This window comes from Arthrobacter sp. B2a2-09 (assembly GCF_027587375.1).
Classification (GTDB): domain Bacteria; phylum Actinomycetota; class Actinomycetes; order Actinomycetales; family Micrococcaceae; genus Arthrobacter.
In genome coordinates this window covers 196,658-213,914 of sequence record NZ_JAMXIC010000001.1, presented here as the reverse complement: position 1 = coordinate 213,914, position 17,257 = coordinate 196,658, and the positions used below count along the sequence as shown (strand labels likewise).

General features: G+C 64.6%; 18 protein-coding genes. 9 read left to right on the top strand and 9 right to left on the bottom strand.

From position 1 onward, the window contains the following. The first annotated feature begins 58 nt into the window (after positions 1–58). The gene (locus tag NFJ07_RS01045; RefSeq protein WP_269991845.1) at positions 59–1,462 is read left to right on the top strand and encodes an alkaline phosphatase family protein; all 1,404 of its coding nucleotides are present in this window, start codon (positions 59–61) and stop codon (positions 1,460–1,462) included. A gap of 26 nt (positions 1,463–1,488) precedes the next feature. Here the strand turns inward: NFJ07_RS01045 and NFJ07_RS01040 are convergent, their stop codons facing one another. The 5 genes from NFJ07_RS01040 to NFJ07_RS01020 form a co-directional block, all read right to left on the bottom strand. Continuing rightward, the gene (locus NFJ07_RS01040) at positions 1,489–2,604 is read right to left on the bottom strand and encodes an AI-2E family transporter (RefSeq protein ID WP_269991844.1); all 1,116 of its coding nucleotides are present in this window, start codon (positions 2,602–2,604) and stop codon (positions 1,489–1,491) included. A gap of 80 nt (positions 2,605–2,684) precedes the next feature. Beyond that, on the bottom strand, positions 2,685–3,125 hold the full coding sequence (locus tag NFJ07_RS01035) for a DUF1003 domain-containing protein (RefSeq protein WP_269991843.1): 441 nt from the start codon (positions 3,123–3,125) through the stop codon (positions 2,685–2,687). A 100-nt stretch (positions 3,126–3,225) separates the two neighbouring features. Continuing rightward, entirely contained in the window at positions 3,226–4,395 is a 1,170-nt protein-coding gene (locus tag NFJ07_RS01030; RefSeq protein WP_269991842.1) for a carboxylate-amine ligase, read from the bottom strand. A 101-nt stretch (positions 4,396–4,496) separates the two neighbouring features. After that, positions 4,497–4,700, bottom strand: a complete 204-nt coding sequence (locus NFJ07_RS01025) for a hypothetical protein (RefSeq protein WP_269991841.1) — start codon at positions 4,698–4,700, stop codon at positions 4,497–4,499. Positions 4,701–4,772: 72 nt separating this feature from the next. Continuing rightward, positions 4,773–5,387 carry a TetR/AcrR family transcriptional regulator gene (locus tag NFJ07_RS01020; protein WP_269991840.1) on the bottom strand — a complete coding sequence of 205 codons (615 nt, stop codon included), beginning with the start codon at positions 5,385–5,387 and terminating at the stop codon, positions 4,773–4,775. Between the two features lie 657 nt (positions 5,388–6,044). Between NFJ07_RS01020 and NFJ07_RS01015 the strand changes: the two genes are divergently transcribed. After that, complete coding sequence (locus tag NFJ07_RS01015; protein ID WP_269991838.1) at positions 6,045–6,260, top strand: hypothetical protein; 216 nt, start codon at positions 6,045–6,047, stop codon at positions 6,258–6,260. A gap of 64 nt (positions 6,261–6,324) precedes the next feature. On the opposite strand, the gene NFJ07_RS01010 is transcribed toward NFJ07_RS01015, so the two are convergent. Continuing rightward, on the bottom strand, positions 6,325–6,930 hold the full coding sequence (locus NFJ07_RS01010; protein WP_269991836.1) for a DUF1326 domain-containing protein: 606 nt from the start codon (positions 6,928–6,930) through the stop codon (positions 6,325–6,327). A gap of 79 nt (positions 6,931–7,009) precedes the next feature. Next, positions 7,010–7,336: a YciI family protein gene (locus NFJ07_RS01005; RefSeq protein ID WP_269991835.1), complete on the bottom strand. Its 327-nt coding sequence runs from the start codon at positions 7,334–7,336 to the stop codon at positions 7,010–7,012. A 44-nt stretch (positions 7,337–7,380) separates the two neighbouring features. Here NFJ07_RS01005 and NFJ07_RS01000 point away from each other — a divergent pair, with 44 nt between their 5' ends. Then, positions 7,381–8,331 (top strand): IS1595 family transposase, encoded by a 951-nt coding sequence (locus tag NFJ07_RS01000; protein ID WP_269991834.1) that lies wholly within the window; start codon positions 7,381–7,383, stop codon positions 8,329–8,331. A 25-nt stretch (positions 8,332–8,356) separates the two neighbouring features. Here the strand turns inward: NFJ07_RS01000 and NFJ07_RS00995 are convergent, their stop codons facing one another. Both NFJ07_RS00995 and NFJ07_RS00990 read right to left on the bottom strand, forming a co-directional pair. Continuing rightward, on the bottom strand, positions 8,357–9,658 hold the full coding sequence (locus NFJ07_RS00995; protein WP_269991833.1) for an RNA polymerase sigma factor: 1,302 nt from the start codon (positions 9,656–9,658) through the stop codon (positions 8,357–8,359). 43 nt (positions 9,659–9,701) lie between these two features. After that, entirely contained in the window at positions 9,702–10,028 is a 327-nt protein-coding gene (locus tag NFJ07_RS00990; protein ID WP_333482028.1) for a YciI family protein, read from the bottom strand. 212 nt (positions 10,029–10,240) lie between these two features. Here NFJ07_RS00990 and NFJ07_RS00985 point away from each other — a divergent pair, with 212 nt between their 5' ends. From NFJ07_RS00985 to NFJ07_RS00960, 6 genes are all read left to right on the top strand, one after another. Next, entirely contained in the window at positions 10,241–11,119 is an 879-nt protein-coding gene (locus tag NFJ07_RS00985) for an FAD binding domain-containing protein (protein ID WP_269991831.1), read from the top strand. Positions 11,120–11,124: 5 nt separating this feature from the next. Next, positions 11,125–11,661, top strand: coding sequence for a (2Fe-2S)-binding protein (locus NFJ07_RS00980; protein ID WP_269991830.1), 537 nt, complete (start codon positions 11,125–11,127; stop codon positions 11,659–11,661). Next, on the top strand, positions 11,658–14,051 hold the full coding sequence (locus tag NFJ07_RS00975; RefSeq protein WP_269991829.1) for an aerobic carbon-monoxide dehydrogenase large subunit: 2,394 nt from the start codon (positions 11,658–11,660) through the stop codon (positions 14,049–14,051). Before NFJ07_RS00980 ends, NFJ07_RS00975 begins: the two co-directional genes overlap by 4 nt. 1 nt (position 14,052) lies before the next feature. Next, complete coding sequence (locus tag NFJ07_RS00970) at positions 14,053–15,009, top strand: XdhC family protein (protein ID WP_269991827.1); 957 nt, start codon at positions 14,053–14,055, stop codon at positions 15,007–15,009. Positions 15,010–15,087: 78 nt separating this feature from the next. Further along, positions 15,088–16,008, top strand: a complete 921-nt coding sequence (locus NFJ07_RS00965; RefSeq protein ID WP_269991826.1) for an AAA family ATPase — start codon at positions 15,088–15,090, stop codon at positions 16,006–16,008. Further along, a complete protein-coding gene (locus NFJ07_RS00960; RefSeq protein ID WP_269991825.1) occupies positions 16,001–17,245 on the top strand; it encodes a vWA domain-containing protein in 1,245 nt (414 codons plus the stop codon). The genes NFJ07_RS00965 and NFJ07_RS00960 overlap by 8 nt, the downstream gene beginning before the upstream one ends. Positions 17,246–17,257: the final 12 nt, after the last annotated feature.

The following is a 17,257-nucleotide window of genomic DNA, read 5'->3' as shown; positions in this document are numbered from 1 at the left end:
ATTCTAGGACCGCGCGAGTTAACCCCCGCTAGGCGTTTCCTGTATAAATGCTGTGCAAATGTGCGCCCCTCAAGGCGTAGCGACCGGGACTGAGGCGTGGGAGACTGTTCAGCACGGACAGGAACTCTTTTCGAAGGGGATGGTCACCGTGGCGGTAACTGGTCTCAACGCCGTCCAGCACATCGTCGTATTGATGCTTGAAAACCGCTCGTTCGATCACATGCTCGGATACCTCTATGCCGATTCCGGCAATGTATCCCCCGGGGGATATTCGTTTGACGGACTGACTGGCACGGAGTCCTGTCCGGGCACCGATGGCAGTCCGGTCGGCGTCTATCGGCTGACTCCCTCGACCCCTGACGTCTACTTCATGCCGGGCGCCGACCCCGGGGAGGGATACCAGGCAAGCAACGACCAGCTCTACGGCAGCACCAGCGCGCCGAAGGCCGGGGCTGTACCGTCCATGACCGGCTTTGTGACCAACTATGCCGGCGCCATCAAGGACAACCTGGCCAAGGGCTGGCATGTGGTACCCGGGACAACCGAGCAAATGATCATGGGCTGCTACACCCCGCAGACACTGCCGGTGCTGTCAGCGATGGCGAAGGGATTCGCCGTCTGCGACGCCTGGTTCGCGTCAGCTCCAACCATGACGATGCCCAACCGGGCCTTTGCCTGCGCCGGCACCAGCCAAGGCAACTTGGATGACAAGGCCAAGCGGTTCACCGTTCCGAGCATTTTCGGGCACCTGAGCAACCATGGCATCCCGTGGAGAATCTACGGCGAAACGAAGTCGCCCCTGACGAAACTGGACTTCGACGACACCCGGCACGCTCCGGCGTCGAACATTGGCCTGTTCACTGACTTCCAAGCCGACGCGGCAGCCGGGAAGCTCCCGGCGTACGCGTTCCTTGAGCCGTCCTGGTCCTCGACGGGCAACAGCGAACACCCCAACTACAACGTCGCGCTCGGGGAGCAGTTCCTGCTCGACGCATATCGCGCCGTCCGCGACGGGCCAGCCTGGGACTCCACCCTGCTCATCATCACGTATGACGAACACGGAGGATGCTACGACCACGTCGCACCGCCCTGGGGGGCGACGCCGCCGGACAACACCCCTGGGGAATTCGGTTTCGATTTCACCCGATTCGGGCTGCGGGTGCCAACGGTACTGATCAGTCCACTCATCCCGGGTGGGACGGTCTTCCGAGCCCCTGGTCCTGTCCCCCTCGATCACACCAGCATCCTTGCGACCATCGAACATCGTTGGAATCTCCCGGCTCTGACCCGCCGCGATGCGGCGGCACCTGATGTCAGCGGGGCCTTGAGCCTCACCGTCCCCCGCACCGACGACCCCCTCGCCGGCGTTCAGGCACCCAGTCCCCCGCCGGCCACGCGGGCACTTGAAGAACAACCGTCCCACCTGCAACAACTGCACGACGAGCTCCTCGCCCAACCGTAGGATCGAGCTTTGGCGGTGAGTCCTGTTCAGGCCACGGTTCCATCGCTGGGGTCGATACCAGCGGAACCTGGCTCGCCGCGCCCGGTCCACGTCTTGATGGCAGTCCAAGCAACGGCGGCGGTGGGTACGGCCAACAAGGCACCGATAATGCCTGCGAGCATCGTGCCAATGGCCAAGGCCAGCAAAATGGCCAGTCCATGAATGCTCAGGACCTTACCCATCAAAACGGGTTGAAGGAAATGGTGCTCAAGCTGGTTGGCCGCGATGAGGACAGCGAGGACGATGAGTGACGTCACGGGACCGTTGGAGATCAGGGCGACACCCACAGCGAGGGTACCGGCCGCGGTGGAACCAACGATGGGAATGAACCCGCCGATAAACACAAAAACGCCCAGAGGCAGGGCAAGCGGGACACCGAGGATGGCCAGGACTGTCCCTATGATCAGGCCGTTCACTGCTGCGATGAGAGCCGTTCCCCGGACATAGCCTCCCAGAACGGTGGTGCTCCGTTCCGCAGCCAGATGGGCCTTCCCGCGGTGACCCGCCGGAAGGAATCCGAAGAGGAAGGTCCTGATCTTCTCACCGTCCTTGAGGAAGAAGAACAAGATCACCACCATGAGGACCAAGCCGGCCAGAATTTCACCGACAGTACGGGCCCCGGTGAGCGCTTCGGCACCGAAGGTACTGCTCGTGAAGAAGCGCTGGATGGAATCTGCCACGGAGCGGAGCTGCTCGTCGCTGACCCTGAAGGGTCCGTTGTTCAGGAATTGGTGCAGTTGGTCGATGCCGGCAGTGAATTTCACGGCAAGCTCCTTGGATTGCGCCCTGATAAGAAAGACGATTCCGGTGATGACTCCGCCGAAGACGGCAAGAATCCCCACGAACGATGCTGCGACCGCGAGGGCCCGGGGCCACCGGCGAGCAGTCAGCCAACGCACGAGAGGCGAGATTGCCGAGGCAAGAATGAGCGCGATCGTCACCGGTATGACGACGAGCGGCACGCTGGTCATCGCCCACACAATCACTGACACCAGAGTGATGACCAGGAGCATCTGCCCCGAACGAATCCCGGCTCGGCCAAGGCCGTCGGACCAAATCGCTGACATCGTAGGTTTGTTGGGGGAATTGTTGCCTTCAGTCATTGGATTCCTTCCTGGTCCTGGTTCCGGCAGTGAATGCCTCGCCGTAGTGCATTAAGAGTCGTGCATCAGGAATGGCCGCCTTAGCTTTTGCCCGCAGCTGTATCGATCCTGACGTTCCCTGCGGCTGCAAGTACCTGCAGTTCCCGAAGGATTTCCAGTTGCTGACTGTTGATGGCCATGAGCAGGTCGATCTCCTCTTTGGATTTCACGTTGGTGTCGTGATCGTGCCGGGACATCACCGCGGCAATCGCATCCTGTCGCTTGGCGGCGATGAGAAGGATGGCTCCCTGCAGCCCTGCCAGCATCGAGAGGAAGAGATTCAACAAGATGTACGGATACGGATCCCAGGCGTTGTTCGCCAACGCCCAGCTGTTGATGGCTGCCCAGAGGATCATGAACCCGACAAAACCGCCGACGAATGGCCAACTGCCCATCCCGTTCCGCATGACATCCGCGGCGCGTTGACCCTTCGTCAAGGATTCCTTGTGGTTTTCGTGCCAGGTCTTTCCCTTATCGCTCATGCCTCACCCTAACGGCGCACTCCGATGGAGCCGCAATTTCGACCGACCGCAGCGGCATGCCCCACCTTGGTCGGGATTCGCTCACATTAGAAGACGGCGGCTAACTCGCAACGAGGGTGGCAGTCCCTGCGTCTGCCCTGATGTATGGTTCGCCGGGGTCCCGGTGATCAACGGGTTCTAGGTGGGTAACGCCAGTTGCATATGCGACGACTCCGGCGAGACTGCCGGTGCGTTCGTGGGCTTGCCGTTGCCGGGCGGCTCCCGTGCCTTGGCTGAGGATCCTTTGCAATCCCTCCTTGGCGTAGTGCGCGTCCCCGGTCTCTTCGAGAGCATCGCGGACGTGGGAGTGGAGTGCGGCGAGGACATGCCTTGCAGCGTCGGGCTTATGGGTATTCGGGTCGAGCAGCTCTCCGTGCAGGCCGAACCGGCTCGCTCGCCAGGCGGCCTGACGCAAGACAGTGGCAGAAACCATGTCCGGCCTTTGACCGGCCTCCCATTCCCTCGCAGCGGTGTCCACCAAGGCACGCACCAAAGCCGCAATCAGCACGGTATCCCGGGCATCAAGGCAAACATCCGAGACACGGACCTCGACGGTAGGGTGCCGGGCGGACAGGCGAGCATCAAAGTCCGGGCTCATGACCACTCCGGTCCCCGACAAGGCCGCCACCAACGAGTGATACGCCTGAGCAGATCCGAAGATATCCGTGGGACCGGAGCTGGACCATCGGTTCCAGGCTTGGGTCCGGAAACTGGCGTAACCGCTGTCGACCCCGTTCCAAAACGGGGAATTCGAGCTCAGTGCAGTCAGGACCGGAAGCCAGGATCTGATCCGGTCCAAGACTGCGACGCCTTCCTCATCCGAATCAACGGAAACATGGACGTGATATCCGCAAGTCAGCTGCTCTCTGGCCGTCAGAGCGAACTTTTCCAGGAGTGCGTCGTAGCGCTCGGTTTTTGTTGCATGCGGAGTGACCGGCAGCGGCGACGTCGCGAGGGCGGCGATTCTCGCGCCCGCCTTCCGGGCAAGCGAATCGGCGTAAGAGCGTCCAGCACGTATTTCAGCGGCGAGTGCACTCAGGCTGCTGTGCGGAGAGGTGATGACTTCAAGTTGTTCCTGCTGAAGCTCGATCGCCAACGTCGGGCGGAAAGGAGGAGCCATCCCCTGGGGACCCGCGCTATGAAGGCGCAACACATCGCCAGCGAGAGGTACGGGGCTGCCGTTGTCAGGATCCACGACCAGAAATTCTTCTTCAACACCAAAAGTACGCACCTGCCAAGTGTGGGCCACAAAAGCTGCCACCAAAGACCACAAGTCGCAGGACCCCCAAAATCAAACGTTTTCTGGTCAGTTCCGGGGACGCGCCACTGCCGCTAGCTGGCCGGCGTCACGACGTCTTCCAGCATTGACCTGTCGAAGAAGCGGATCTCGCCTGTTGCCTGGAAAAACACGGGAACTACCGAAGTGTTCGCGTCCTTCGAGGTTTCGTAGATCTCCGGCGCGCTGCCGTGTTTTCGCGCGATAGTTCCAACCAACTCGGTGCCGCGAACCCGGACGGTTCGATATTTGTAGCTCATCTGGACCCTTTCGTCAGCCAGGCAGCCCGCGTGGACTCGAATGATCCCACGGGGTCTGCGCGTTGAACTTGATTATCCTTCGTCGCAGAGCAGGTGGTACCAGCTGTCAGCGAGCACCTCAAGCGCATGGTCGCGATTTGGCTCGAGCTTGCGGCGCGTCCAAAGCGTGGCCACAAAGTCGAGCTGCGTGAAGGCGAGTGTTCCGCGGATGCGGTGCGTCTCGTCCGAGAAACGTCCGGCGAGTTGGAGGCCGCGGACGATGTCGGAGATGACCTCCTCATGCCAGCCGTCCACCAAGTCCCGAACCTCGCGATCGACCGCGGCAGCTTCGTCGAGCACGTCAAGGTACGGACGGAAGACCGGCCAAAGCGCGGCGCGCGACTCGAGCCAGGCAAGGATTCCCTCGAGCTCGCCGACGCGGACGACGTCGACCAGATCGGCGGCGGTCGACGCGCTGTCAGGGCCGTCCGCCCGGTCGAGGACGGCATTGACGCGCGCCATGAAGTCCTTCATCAGATCGCTGCGCGAGGGGTAGTAAGCGTAGAAGGTGACCCGGGTGGTGCCGGCCGCCGCGGCGATCTCATCGATGGTGGTCGCGGCGTAGCCCTTCTCGGTGAAGAGCGCAAGCGCACGTTCTACGATGGTGTCGCGTGTCAGCTGCTTCTGGGCTTCTCGCAGTGAGGACATAAGGCAATCCTATCGGTGGTGTGAGGCAACCGTCCGCAGAAAGCGCGAAAGATGCGCGACGGCAAGCACCCTGACATGCCGTAAAGGACGGAACGCGTCCTGGTGGTTTAGCCGTATATGTGAGCGAGCGTCCTGGAATTTGGCCGTATATGTGAGCGAGCGTCCCTGTTGATGTGCTGGCGTCGCTCCGCTAGCGCTCGACGGCGGCAGTCCGGTCGCAGTGTCTTCTCGCCGTTGCGCCGGTCCCCTCCAGACGCTCGCTCACCTTTGGGGTGTTTTCTGCCGACGCTCGCTCACATGATGTGAGCGAGCGTCCCGGAAATTGGCCGTATATGTGAGCGAGCGTCGCTGTTGATATGCCGGCGTCGCTCCGCTAGCGCTCGACGGCGGCAGTCCGGTCGCACTGTCTTCTCGCCGTTGCGCCGGTGCCCTCCAGACGCTCGCTCACCTTTGGGGTGTTTTCTGCCGACGCTCGCTCACATGATGTGAGCGAGCGTCCTGGAATTTGGCCGTATGTGTGAGCGAGCGTCCCTGTTGATGTGCTGGCGCCAGGGCTTCAGGGCGCCAGGGCTTCAGAGCTTCAGGGGCGCCTCGTGACTGAGCGCTCCGGGACCAAAGTCGGCCAGGCGGCGCAGTCTTGGGATCGGGATCCGGTATGTGCTGCGCCTTTACCCGTTCGCCAACACCTTCAAACCCGGTCACCGCCTCGTGGCAGAACTATCCAACGGCGAACCGCTGGCCGACGAGCACAATGCGCTGCTCCCGCCGGACGCCTTCCACCTGCCGGTGGGCCGCCCCGTCACTCACAAGATCTACCGCGACGCCACTCACCAGTCGCGGCTCGTCCTGCCGTTCACGATGGTTAATGCCTGAGAAACCAGGGCTTCTTTCCTGGCCTTCACATGACCGCGGTCAGGTGAAAGCCAGGAAGCGGTACCTAGGCCGACCAGGCAAAGGGAGCCGAGAAGGAGTTCTTTCCGGCGTTATCCCAGGTCATCCCGAACGCGTCCACGCGGGCCGTGCTGGCTGTGCCGGCGGCCAGGGTGTCGGCCGGGAATCCGATCCCGCTGATTTTCACTCCGAGTCCTGTGGCGTCCAGCGGAGACACGAAGTCCTCAACCGCCATGTCGACGGCGCTGCCAATTCGGACCTGGTGCATGCGGCCGTCATCGGCGTAGGCCATTTCCAGGGATTCCATCCCGGCCATTTCACCGATCAACGGTGTCAGGCCCTCCATCGGTCCGCCGAGCTGGCCACCGAAGACGCCACCGAGCGCTTCGGCCTGCTCGGGCGAGGCAGCAGCATCCATCAGGACACCGATCTTCCAACCCCCGTCACTCATGAGGGCGGGAGTATCGGCGACGATGCAGACTGTCAGGCCTCCGACGTCGACGCCGTTTATGTCACCGGAGTCCACATGGAAGGCCAGGGCCACGTTGCAGCGATCGTTATCCGCCGGTGCGGTCAACCCGGAAGTGGAACACGGGCAGACCATGTCGCAGTTGCAATTCTCAAAATACGTACCCTCGACGTGCCACGACATCTGGGGCTCCTTTCGACGAGGCATCCCCACAAGAAAGTCTCCTCGCGGCCCTTAACAGTGTCAACGCTCCCGGCATCCGTCACGGGTCCATGGGGCGAACCTCGATCGGCCACAGCCTGGCCTCCCCGAACTTGCCGGCAATTTCCACGGCCCGGGCCATGTCCACACAGTCGACCACGTAGTAGCCGGCCACGATTTCCTTCGTCTCGATGAACGGACCGTCGGTCACCGTAGACCCGCCGCCGTTGTTCCTCACGAACTTCGCTTCCTCACCCAGTTCGTGGGCCTCCACAAACTCTCCGGAGGCCCTGAGTTCCAGCTGCAACGAGGCATGCGCCTGCATGATCGCCTCGATCTCGGACGCGGGAAGGGCGTTCCAGGTGTCGAAGTTGTTTTGAATCAGCAATAGGTGTTTAGTGGGTATCCGGTTAGCTCAGGTAGTCTGGGTAAATGTCGAGACCGGATTTTCCGCGGACGATTCTGGAGTTTCAGGCGCGGTTTGGCGACGAGAAGGCGTGTCTGGACTATCTGCTTGAGTGCCGCTGGCCGGAGGGCTACGTGTGTCCGCGGTGTCAAGGCCGGTCTGCCTGGCCCCTGGCGGCGCGGGGACTTTGGGAATGCGCCGCCTGCGGTTACCAAGTCTCGCTGACGGCCGGTACGGTGCTCCACAAGACCCACACAGCGCTGCATTTATGGTTCTGGGCGGCCTACCTGATGACGACGGGCACCCCGGGGATCTCCGCCCGGCAACTGCAGCGACAGCTCGGATTGTCCCGGTACGAGACGGCGTGGACCATGCTGCACAAGCTGCGCCGGGCTATGGTCAACCCGGAACGCACCTTGCTGACCGGTGAGGTCGAGGTGGACGAGTGCGAGGTCGGCGGTCCTGAGATCGGCCGGCGCGGCGGCAGGAGCCTCACAGCCCGGGCCGCGCACGTCGTCGTTGCCGTGGAGGTGCGCGGCCAGGGCTCGGGACGGGTGCGGATGAAAGTGATCCAGGATGCCTCCGGTGACACTCTGACCGGTTTCGTGATGGACACCGTGGCTCGTGGGGCCATTGTGCATACTGACGGCTGGATGGGGTACGCGCCGTTGGCCAAAAAGGGCTACACCCACCGCCCTCGCTCCCAGCGGGCTGCCAAGAAGGCCGGCGACACCGATCCGGTCCTTCCCCGCGTGCACCGCGCCATCAGCAACCTCAAGACCTGGCTGCGCGGAACCCACCGATCCGTAGGCGATGAACACCTACAGGTGTACCTCGATGAATTCACGTTCCGCTACAACAGGCGCGGCACGCCCATGGCGGCCTTCCAGTCCCTGCTCGGCCTCGGAACTACCCAAGCACCGACCACCTACCGCCAAATCACTGCCCACGATTCGGGGCCGGACCCCGCCACCTGAGCTAACCGGATACCCACTAGGTGTTTTATTCTTCTCCTTCGTAGGTAATGGCGGGCGCGGTCTCCGCCAGGCGTTTGCCAAGATAGCGGCGCTCGGCCTCGGATGGTGCGAGTTCCCGGGCCCGCTGGTATTCGTCGCGGGCCTCTAACTTTCTGCCCAAGCGGCGCAGGAGGTCCGCTTTCGCGGCAGGCAGAAGGTAGTACCCCTCGAGCGACCGGGATCGGTCCAGCCGGTCGATGAGTGCAAGCCCGGCCTCCGGCCCTTGGGACATTGCGACGGCGACGGCGCGGTTGAGCTCGACGACGGGCGACGGAGCAATTTGCGCAAGGGAGTCATACAGCCAGGCCACCCGGGCGAAGTCCGTACTGCCGGGGGTGCGGGCGGTCATATGGCACGCCGCAATCGCGGCCTGGACACGGTAGCTCCCCGGCCGGGAACGGCGTGAAATGCCGACCTGTTCGGCAGCCGCAAGCAGCGCGGCGGCCTCCGCAATCTCGGCCTGATCCCACAAGTCCCGGTCCTGCTCCTCCAACGTCACCAAGTCCCCTGCGGAGTCCGTTCGCGAGCTTCGCCTGGCGTGGTGGAACAGCATGAGCGCCAGGAGACCCACAGCCTCCGGTTCGTGCGGAGAACCGGCGAGCAGCGAAACGAGCAAGCGGTTGAGGCGTATCGCTTCCCGGGCGAGGGGCTCGCGGATCAATGATTCGCCACCGGTGGCCGAATAGCCTTCGTTGAACATGAGATAGAGCACGGCCAGGACCCCGGACGTGCGTTCAGCTCTCAGCTCCGGCGGCGGAACCCGATACGGGATGCCTGCGTCCCGTATCTTGGCCCGCGCGCGGACGAGCCTTTTTGACATGGTTGCTTCCGAGACAAGGAACGCACGCGCAATCTCACCCGTCGTCAGCCCCGCGACGGTGCGCAAGGTCAATGCCACCCTTGCGTCGAGCGGGAGGGCAGGGTGGCAACAGGTGTAGATCAGCCGCAACCTGTCGTCTTCCGCTGCCGGATCACTGCTGCCCCCTTCTTCCATGCCTTCGAGTTGCGCGATGATCGCGAGCTCACGGACCGCCCTTTTTTCACTCGCCGCACTCCGCATGCGATCGATAGCCCTGTTCCTGGCCACGGTGGTCAGCCACGCCCCGGGGTTCCTTGGAATGCCGTGCTCCGGCCAGTCGACCAGGGCCCGCGCGAACGCATCCTGGACACAATCCTCTGCCAGGCTCCAGTCGCCGGTCACGCGGATGAGGGTTGCCGTGATTCGTGCGGTCTCCTCGGCGGAGGCGGCCTCGACGGCGGTCCGTGCGTCCGTCAGTCCTGGTGTCACTTCATCCCCCAATGATCATCAATTCCAGCCGCCGGGCGGACGGCTACACCCCTAGCGGCCACACTGGCCTGATCTCGATCTTGCCGAATCTTGCCATGGGATGCTTGGACGCCACCTCGATAGCCTCGTCGAGATCGGCACACGCGATGATGTCATAGCCCGCGATCCATTCTTTCGTCTCCGCAAACGGCCCATCCGAGACAACTACCTCGCCCGCCCGCACCGTGACAGTGGTCGCGTCCTCGACGGGACGCAGCCGGTCACCGTGGCGGCTCACGCCCCGGGCTTCCATCTCGGCCACCCATTCCACGATATTGTCCTCGGCGGCCACATATTCCGGCGCTGCAGGATCGCTGCAAATGAAAAGCATGTACTCCACGATGACTCCTTTTCCTATCGGTTGATACACCATGACGACGGTCGAGACGTCGCGAAAAGGACACTGCTTGGGAAATTCTTTTGCAATTCAAAGTGGCCATGATCTTGCCCCCTTGACCATGTTGACACCCACAATGCCGCGGACGAGACTGATCTTAATCCGCGTCCTGCGACCTGCGGACGTCTGGCCCTAAGGGGTGGATAGTGCAGATTCCGGCTCCATTTGATTATGAGCGCGCGAGCGATGTGGCTAACGCGCTGGCACTCCTCGAACGCCACGGTCCCGAGTCCCGCATCATCGCAGGCGGACACAGCTTGCTGCCGATGATGAAGCTGCGCCTGGCGCGGCCGGAGTGGCTGATCGACATCAACGACCTGGCGGAACTGGAATTCATCCGCCGGGAAGGTGACCAGTTGCGCGTGGGCGCCTTGACCCGCCACACAGCGCTCCTCGAGTCCACCGACGTCGCCGGGCTCTTTCCGATAATTCGCGACGCCGAGCAGGTGATCGCGGACCCTGTGGTCCGCAACCGTGGCACGATCGGCGGCTCGCTCTGCCAAGCGGATCCGGCCGAAGACCTATCTACTGTCTGCGATGTCCTGCGCGCCCAGGCCGTAATCCGCGGGCCCGACGGCGAACGGATCGTCGCCATGTCGGACTTCCACCGCGGCCCTTACGAAACCGCGGTGGCCCAAAACGAACTGTTGTACGAAATCCGCTTCACGATCCGCCCGCGCTCGGGCAGCGCCTATGAAAAGGTGGAACGTCGGGTGGGTGACTGGGCAATCGTCGCCGCCGGCGCCGCCGTCGGGCTCTCCGAAGACGGCACCGTGGAAGAGGCCGCAATCGGGCTGACAGCCGTTGGGCTGGACGGCACTGTCCCCGAGGCCGAAGCCGTGCTCCGCGGACAGCAGCCCCATGAAGACCTGTTCGTCGAGGCCGCCCGCATCGCAGCCGCCGCCTGCCACCCGGTCGACGACCAGCGTGGACCGGTCGACTACAAACGGCATCTGGCCGACGAACTCACCCGCAGGGTCCTGCGGCGTGCGTGTGCGCGCGCCGCAGGTGCACAGGAAGGCTGAAAGCAATGCAGATCAGCATGACGGTCAACGGGGACGAGGTGACCCGGGAGATCGAACCCCGCGTGTTGCTCGTCCACTTCATCCGCGAAAACCTTGGATTGACCGGCACGCACTGGGGATGCGACACAAGCAACTGCGGAACCTGCGTGGTCCTGATGGACGGACAGCCGGTGAAATCGTGCACCGTGCTGGCAGCCATGGCCGACGGACACGACATCCGGACCGTCGAGGGACTCGCCGCCGGCGGCACCCTCGATCCGGTGCAGCAGGGGTTCATGGAGGAACACGGCCTGCAATGCGGATTCTGCACTCCGGGAATGATGCTCACCGCCAGGGCCCTGTTGGACCGCAACCCGCATCCCGACGACACCGAAATCCGCCAAGCCATTTCCGGCCAGATTTGCCGTTGCACCGGTTACGCGACCATCGTCCGCTCTGTGCAATGGGCCGCCGCCCACCCGCCCGGTTGGGACACAGAGACGGGCGCTGGGACGGACGACGGCGGTGCCGGAGGGGCCGTTGCAGAAGAGGTGACGGCATGACCACCACCCAGGAGCATGCACCCAACCCGGCGGCCGGAGACCCGGGCCGCCCGATCGGGTTCGGCCGCCTCCAGCGCAAGGAGGACCCGCGGTTCGTCCGCGGCAAGGGCACCTACATCGACGACATCGTGCTGCCCGGCATGCTGCATGGCGCCATTCTGCGCGCACCCGTTGCGCATGCCCGGCTGGTTTCAATAGATACCACCGAAGCGTTGGCGCACCCCAAGGTACTCGCCGTCATCACGGGCAAAGACCTGCAGGCCCTCAACCTCGCGTGGGCACCCACCCTGTCGGCGGACGTCCAGGCAGTCCTCGTCACGGACAAGGTCCGATTCCAGGGCCAGGAGGTCGCTTTCGCCGTCGCGGAGGACCGCTACGCCGCACGGGACGCCCTGGAGCTGATCGACGTCGAATACGACATGTTGCCGCCGGTGATTGATGCCCGCCGCGCCCTCGACCCCGGCGCGCCGGTCATCCGTGACGATGTCGAGGGCCGGACGGACAACCGGATCTTCGATTGGGAGATCGGCGATGCGGCTGAAACCGAGGCGGTGTTCGCCACTGCCGACGTCGTCGTCGCGCAGGAGGTTGTGTATCCGCGCGTGCACCCGGCGCCCATGGAAACCTGCGGTGCCGTTGCCGACTTCGATCCGATCGACGGCAGGCTGACCCTCTACGAAACAACCCAGGCCCCGCATGCCCACCGGACGCTGTACGCGATAGTCGCCGGTATTCCGGAGCACAAGATCCGGATCGTCTCCCCCGATATCGGTGGAGGCTTCGGTAACAAGGTGGGAATCTATCCCGGTTACGTCCTGGCCGTCGTCGGCTCGATTGTCACCGGCAAGCCGGTGAAGTGGGTGGAGGACCGCTCGGAAAACCTGATGTCGACGTCGTTCGCCCGCGACTACATCATGCAGGGCGAGATCGCGGCCACCAAGGAAGGCAAGATCCTGGCAGTCCGGACCAACGTGCTGGCAGACCACGGGGCCTTCAATGCCACTGCCCAGCCCACCAAGAACCCGGCCGGCTTCTTCTCCATCTTCACCGGGAGCTATGACCTGCAGGCGGCCTACTGCAAAGTCACGGGCGTCTACACCAACAAGGCGCCCGGGGGCGTAGCCTACGCCTGTTCCTTCCGCGTGACGGAGGCCGTCTACCTGGTGGAGCGCATGGTGGACATCCTGGCCCGGAAGCTGGACATGGATCCGGCAGAGCTGCGGCTGAAGAATTTCATCAAGCCGGAACAGTTCCCTTACGCCAACAAGACCGGCTGGGTTTACGACTCGGGCAACTACGAACCAGCCATGCGCTTGTCCATGCAAATGGCAGGGTACGAGGATCTCCGGCGCGAGCAGCTCGAAAAGCGCGAGCGCGGCGAGCTGATGGGCATCGGTGTCTCCTTCTTCACCGAGACAGTCGGTGCCGGTCCGCGCAAGCACTTTGACATCGTCGGTCTCGGCATGGCCGACGGCGCCGAACTCCGCGTCCATCCCACCGGCAAGGCCGTCGTCCGGATCTCGGTGCAGAGCCAAGGGCAGGGCCACGAAACCACTTTTGCCCAGATCGTGGCCGAGGAGCTCGGCATCCCGCCGGAGAGCATCGACGTCGTACACGGCGACACTGACCAAACCCCCTTCGGCCTGGGCACTTACGGCAGCCGGTCGACGCCCGTCAGCGGCGGCGCAGTGGCGCTTGTGGCGCGCAAGGTCCGGGACAAGGCGAGGTTCATTGCCGCCGCCATGCTTGAGACCCGGCCCGAGGACCTCGAGTGGGAAAAGGGCCGCTGGTTCGTCAAGGGCGATCCAAGCGCCGGCAAGACAATCGCCGAGATCGCCTTCGGCGCCCACGGCACCGTGGCACTGCCAGAGGGTATCGACGGCAACCTCGACGCGGAGGTGACCTATGACCCTCCCAACCTGACGTTCCCGTTCGGCGCCTATATCTGCGTTGTGGACGTCGACGCCGGGACCGGCCACGTCAAGGTGCGGCGCTTCATCGCGGTGGACGACTGCGGGACCCGGATCAACCCGATGATCATCGAGGGCCAGGTCCACGGTGGGCTGACCGACGGCGTCGGGATGGCGCTCATGGAAATCATCGCGTTTGACGAGGAGGGCAACTGCCTCAGCAGTTCGTTCATGGACTACCTCATTCCGACGGCGATGGAAGTCCCGGACTGGGAGACCGGGTTTACCGTCACGCCTTCGCCGCACCACCCCATCGGCGCCAAGGGCATCGGCGAATCCGCCACGGTGGGGTCCCCGCCGGCCATCGTCAACGCCATCGTGGATGCTTTGGCCCCGTATGGAGTGACGCACATGGATATGCCGTGCACGCCGGCCCGGGTGTGGGAGGCCATGCAGGGTCGAGCCAGGCCACCGGTGTGACATGCCCCTGCACGGAGAAGCCTTGGCGGCGAGGGCGCAGGAACTTGTAGAACGCCGGGAGCCGTTTGTGCGTGCCACGGTGGTGCGCGCCCAGCACCCCACCAGCGCCCACGCCGGGGACACCGCCCTGGTCCTGGCCAACGGGGAAATCGACGGGTTCCTTGGCGGCACGTGCGTCGAGGCCTCCGTGCGCGAATACGGCCTGCAGACGCTGTCCAGGCACGAACCCCTGCTGCTGCGCGTCGTCCCCGGCGAGCCGTCCCGCATCCGCGAGGAGGGCGCCGTGGAAGTCGCAAATCCCTGCCTCAGCGGCGGCGCGGTGGAGATCTTCCTTGAACCGCAAATGCCCGCTCCCCGGGTGGTGGTGGTCGGCGCGACCCCCGTGGCACAGGCCTTGGGCGCCTTGGGTGCCATCCTCGACCTGGACATGGAACTCACCGACGGAACCGCGGCGGAACCGCGGGCCGACGACGCCGCCCTCATCGTCGCCTCGCAGGGCCGGGACGAGGAGCCCTCCTTGGAGTCCGCACTCCGGCTAGGGGTGCCATACGTCGCCCTGGTCGCCAGCCGCACGCGCGGCGCCGCCGTCCTGGCCTCACTCGACGTCGACGACGGCCAGCGTGCGCTGGTACACAGCCCGGCCGGACTGCTGCTGGGCGGCCGGACGCCTGCCGAGATCGCGCTGTCGATTCTGGCGGAGCTTGTGTCCGTGCGCTACCTTGGCCGGTCCGAAGCGATTACGACGGCGGAGACTGCGATGGCGGATCCGGTGCCCGCGAGCGCCGAGCCCGCGAGCGCCGAGCCCGCGAGCGCCGTGGACCCCGTCTGCGGCATGAGCGTCGCGGCTGTGGAGTCCACGCTGCACGCCGAGTACGCCGGAACGACTTACTACTTCTGTTCCGCTGGATGCAGGAGGGCCTTCCTCGCCGATCCGGAGCGCTATGCCACTGCGTCTTGAGCCCCGGACCGCCGAATCCATTCCGGCGATCGGAAGGTCCGGCCCTTCGCGGGCGGCTGCCCAGCTGGATACTGTCCGATGACCGGGCCGGTGCGGGCGGGTGCGGAAGACGAGGTGCGGCGTCTTGTCCCGGACGTTTCCGCGCTCATGTCCGCGCTCGACGACGGCGACTACCTCGCCGACGTCGGACTGGCGACCGCATTGTTCCTGTCTGTCCGCCTGCCGCAACCCATCCTGTTGGAGGGTGAGGCCGGCGTCGGGAAGACCGAGGCGGCGAAGGCGCTGGCCAAGGTGCTCGATACTCCCCTGTATCGCTTGCAGTGCTACGAGGGCATCGACGTCGGCGAGGCGCTTTACGAGTGGAACCATCAACGCCAGCTTCTGGGCATCCGCTTGGCTGAGGTCCGGGATGTCCGTGTGGAGGAGGCCGATCTTTTCGGGGAACAGTACTTGCTGCGTCGCCCGCTGCTGAAGGCGATCGAGCATCCCGGCCCGCGTCCGGCCGTCCTGCTCCTGGACGAGATCGACCGGGCCGACGCGGAGTTCGAGGCCTTCACTTTCGAGCTGCTGGCCGAAGCCGCGGTGACGATTCCCGAACTGGGCACTATCCGCGCCACGCACCCGCCCGTCGTCGTCCTGACATCCAATCGGACGAGGGACCTGCACGACGCACTGACCCGGCGCTGCCTGTACCACTGGATTGACTACCCCCGGCCCGAGCGCATCGCCGCGATCGTTCGCCGGAGGGTGCCTGGGAGTGCCGAGCCGCTCGCCCTGGATGCGGCGTCGGCCATCACGAGGCTGCGTTCCTTGGACATGGCCAAACCCCCGGGGATCGCGGAGGCAATCGACTGGGTGTCTGCGCTGACGGTGCTTGGCGTGGACCGGTTGGATCCGGCTGCGGTGAAACAGACCTGGGGTTCGGTCCTGAAGAATCGCGACGATCTGGACATTGCGTGGGCCCGCGGCCCGGCATGGGTGGCCGGCGGCCATGACTGAGTACGCGCCCAGGGATGGCCGGTCCGGCGTCGATGCTGCGGCTTTGGCGGTTGGGTTCAGCACGGCCCTGCGCCGTGCTGGGCTGCCGAGCTCCCCGGACCGCGCGGCCTGGCTGGCCCAGGCGCTCAGGATCGTTCCCCCTGCTGCCCGTGAGCCGCTGTACTGGACGTGCCGGGTGGCACTCGTCTCCTCGCACGAACAACTGCCGGTATTCGACGCCGTGTTTTCGGCCGCATTTGACGGGATTCTCGATCCGGCAGAAACCCGCGGCGATGCCAACAATCCGCCGGCGATCGGCCTGGAGGAGCACGCCCGGGCGGCTCCAAGCGAGCGACGCCTGGCCCATGCCGACGGTCACGTCCCGGCTTCGCGGGCACCCGTCGCCGTTCCCGGCGCAGGGAGCGACGACGAATCCAACGCACCCGGGTTCGAGGCAATCCTGGCCATGGCCTCCGCTGACGAGCACCTGCATGAGAAGTCCTTCGCCGAGCTGACCCCCGAAGAAACTGCCCAAGTGCGCCAGCTGGTGCGGCGGATCGTGCTCGCTACCCCCGAGCGCCGAAGCCGCCGGACACGCCAGTGGGCGCACAGCGGCGCAAAGCTCGACCTCCGGCGCACCATCCGCGCGGCCCGGCGCAGCGGGGGCGACGCAAGCTCCTTGGTGTATGCCCGCCGTCGTCCGCGTCCGCGCCGCCTGGTGTTCCTGTGCGACGTGTCCGGTTCCATGGAGCCGTACACCCAAGTCTTCCTTTCCCTGCTGCAAGGCGCGGCGGCCGGCGCCCAGGCAGAGGCCTTCGTGTTTTCCACCCGGCTCACCCGACTGACCCGGCAGCTTTCGAACCGGAACGCAGACCAGGCCCTGGCCCTCGGAGCCGCCGCCGCCACGGACTGGGCGGGTGGCACAAGGCTGGCGGAGAGCCTCCGACGCTTCATTGATGGCTATGGACGCCGCGGGTTGGCCAGGGGCGCGGTTATCGTGGTGCTCTCCGACGGTTGGGCCCAGGACGCACCGGACCTGGTGGATGCCCAGATGGCGCGGTTGCGGCGGCTTGCCTACCGGATCGTCTGGGTGAACCCGAGGAAGGCCGGCATGGACTACCAACCGTTGGCGGGCGGGATGGCCGCTGCGCTGCCTTACTGTGACGCCTTCATCAGTGGGCACAACTACGCCGCTTTGACGGAAGCGGCGACCGCCATTCGCGCCGGGCGGTCACGTCCGGCAAGGAAACAGGGGTAGTGCAATGCAAGG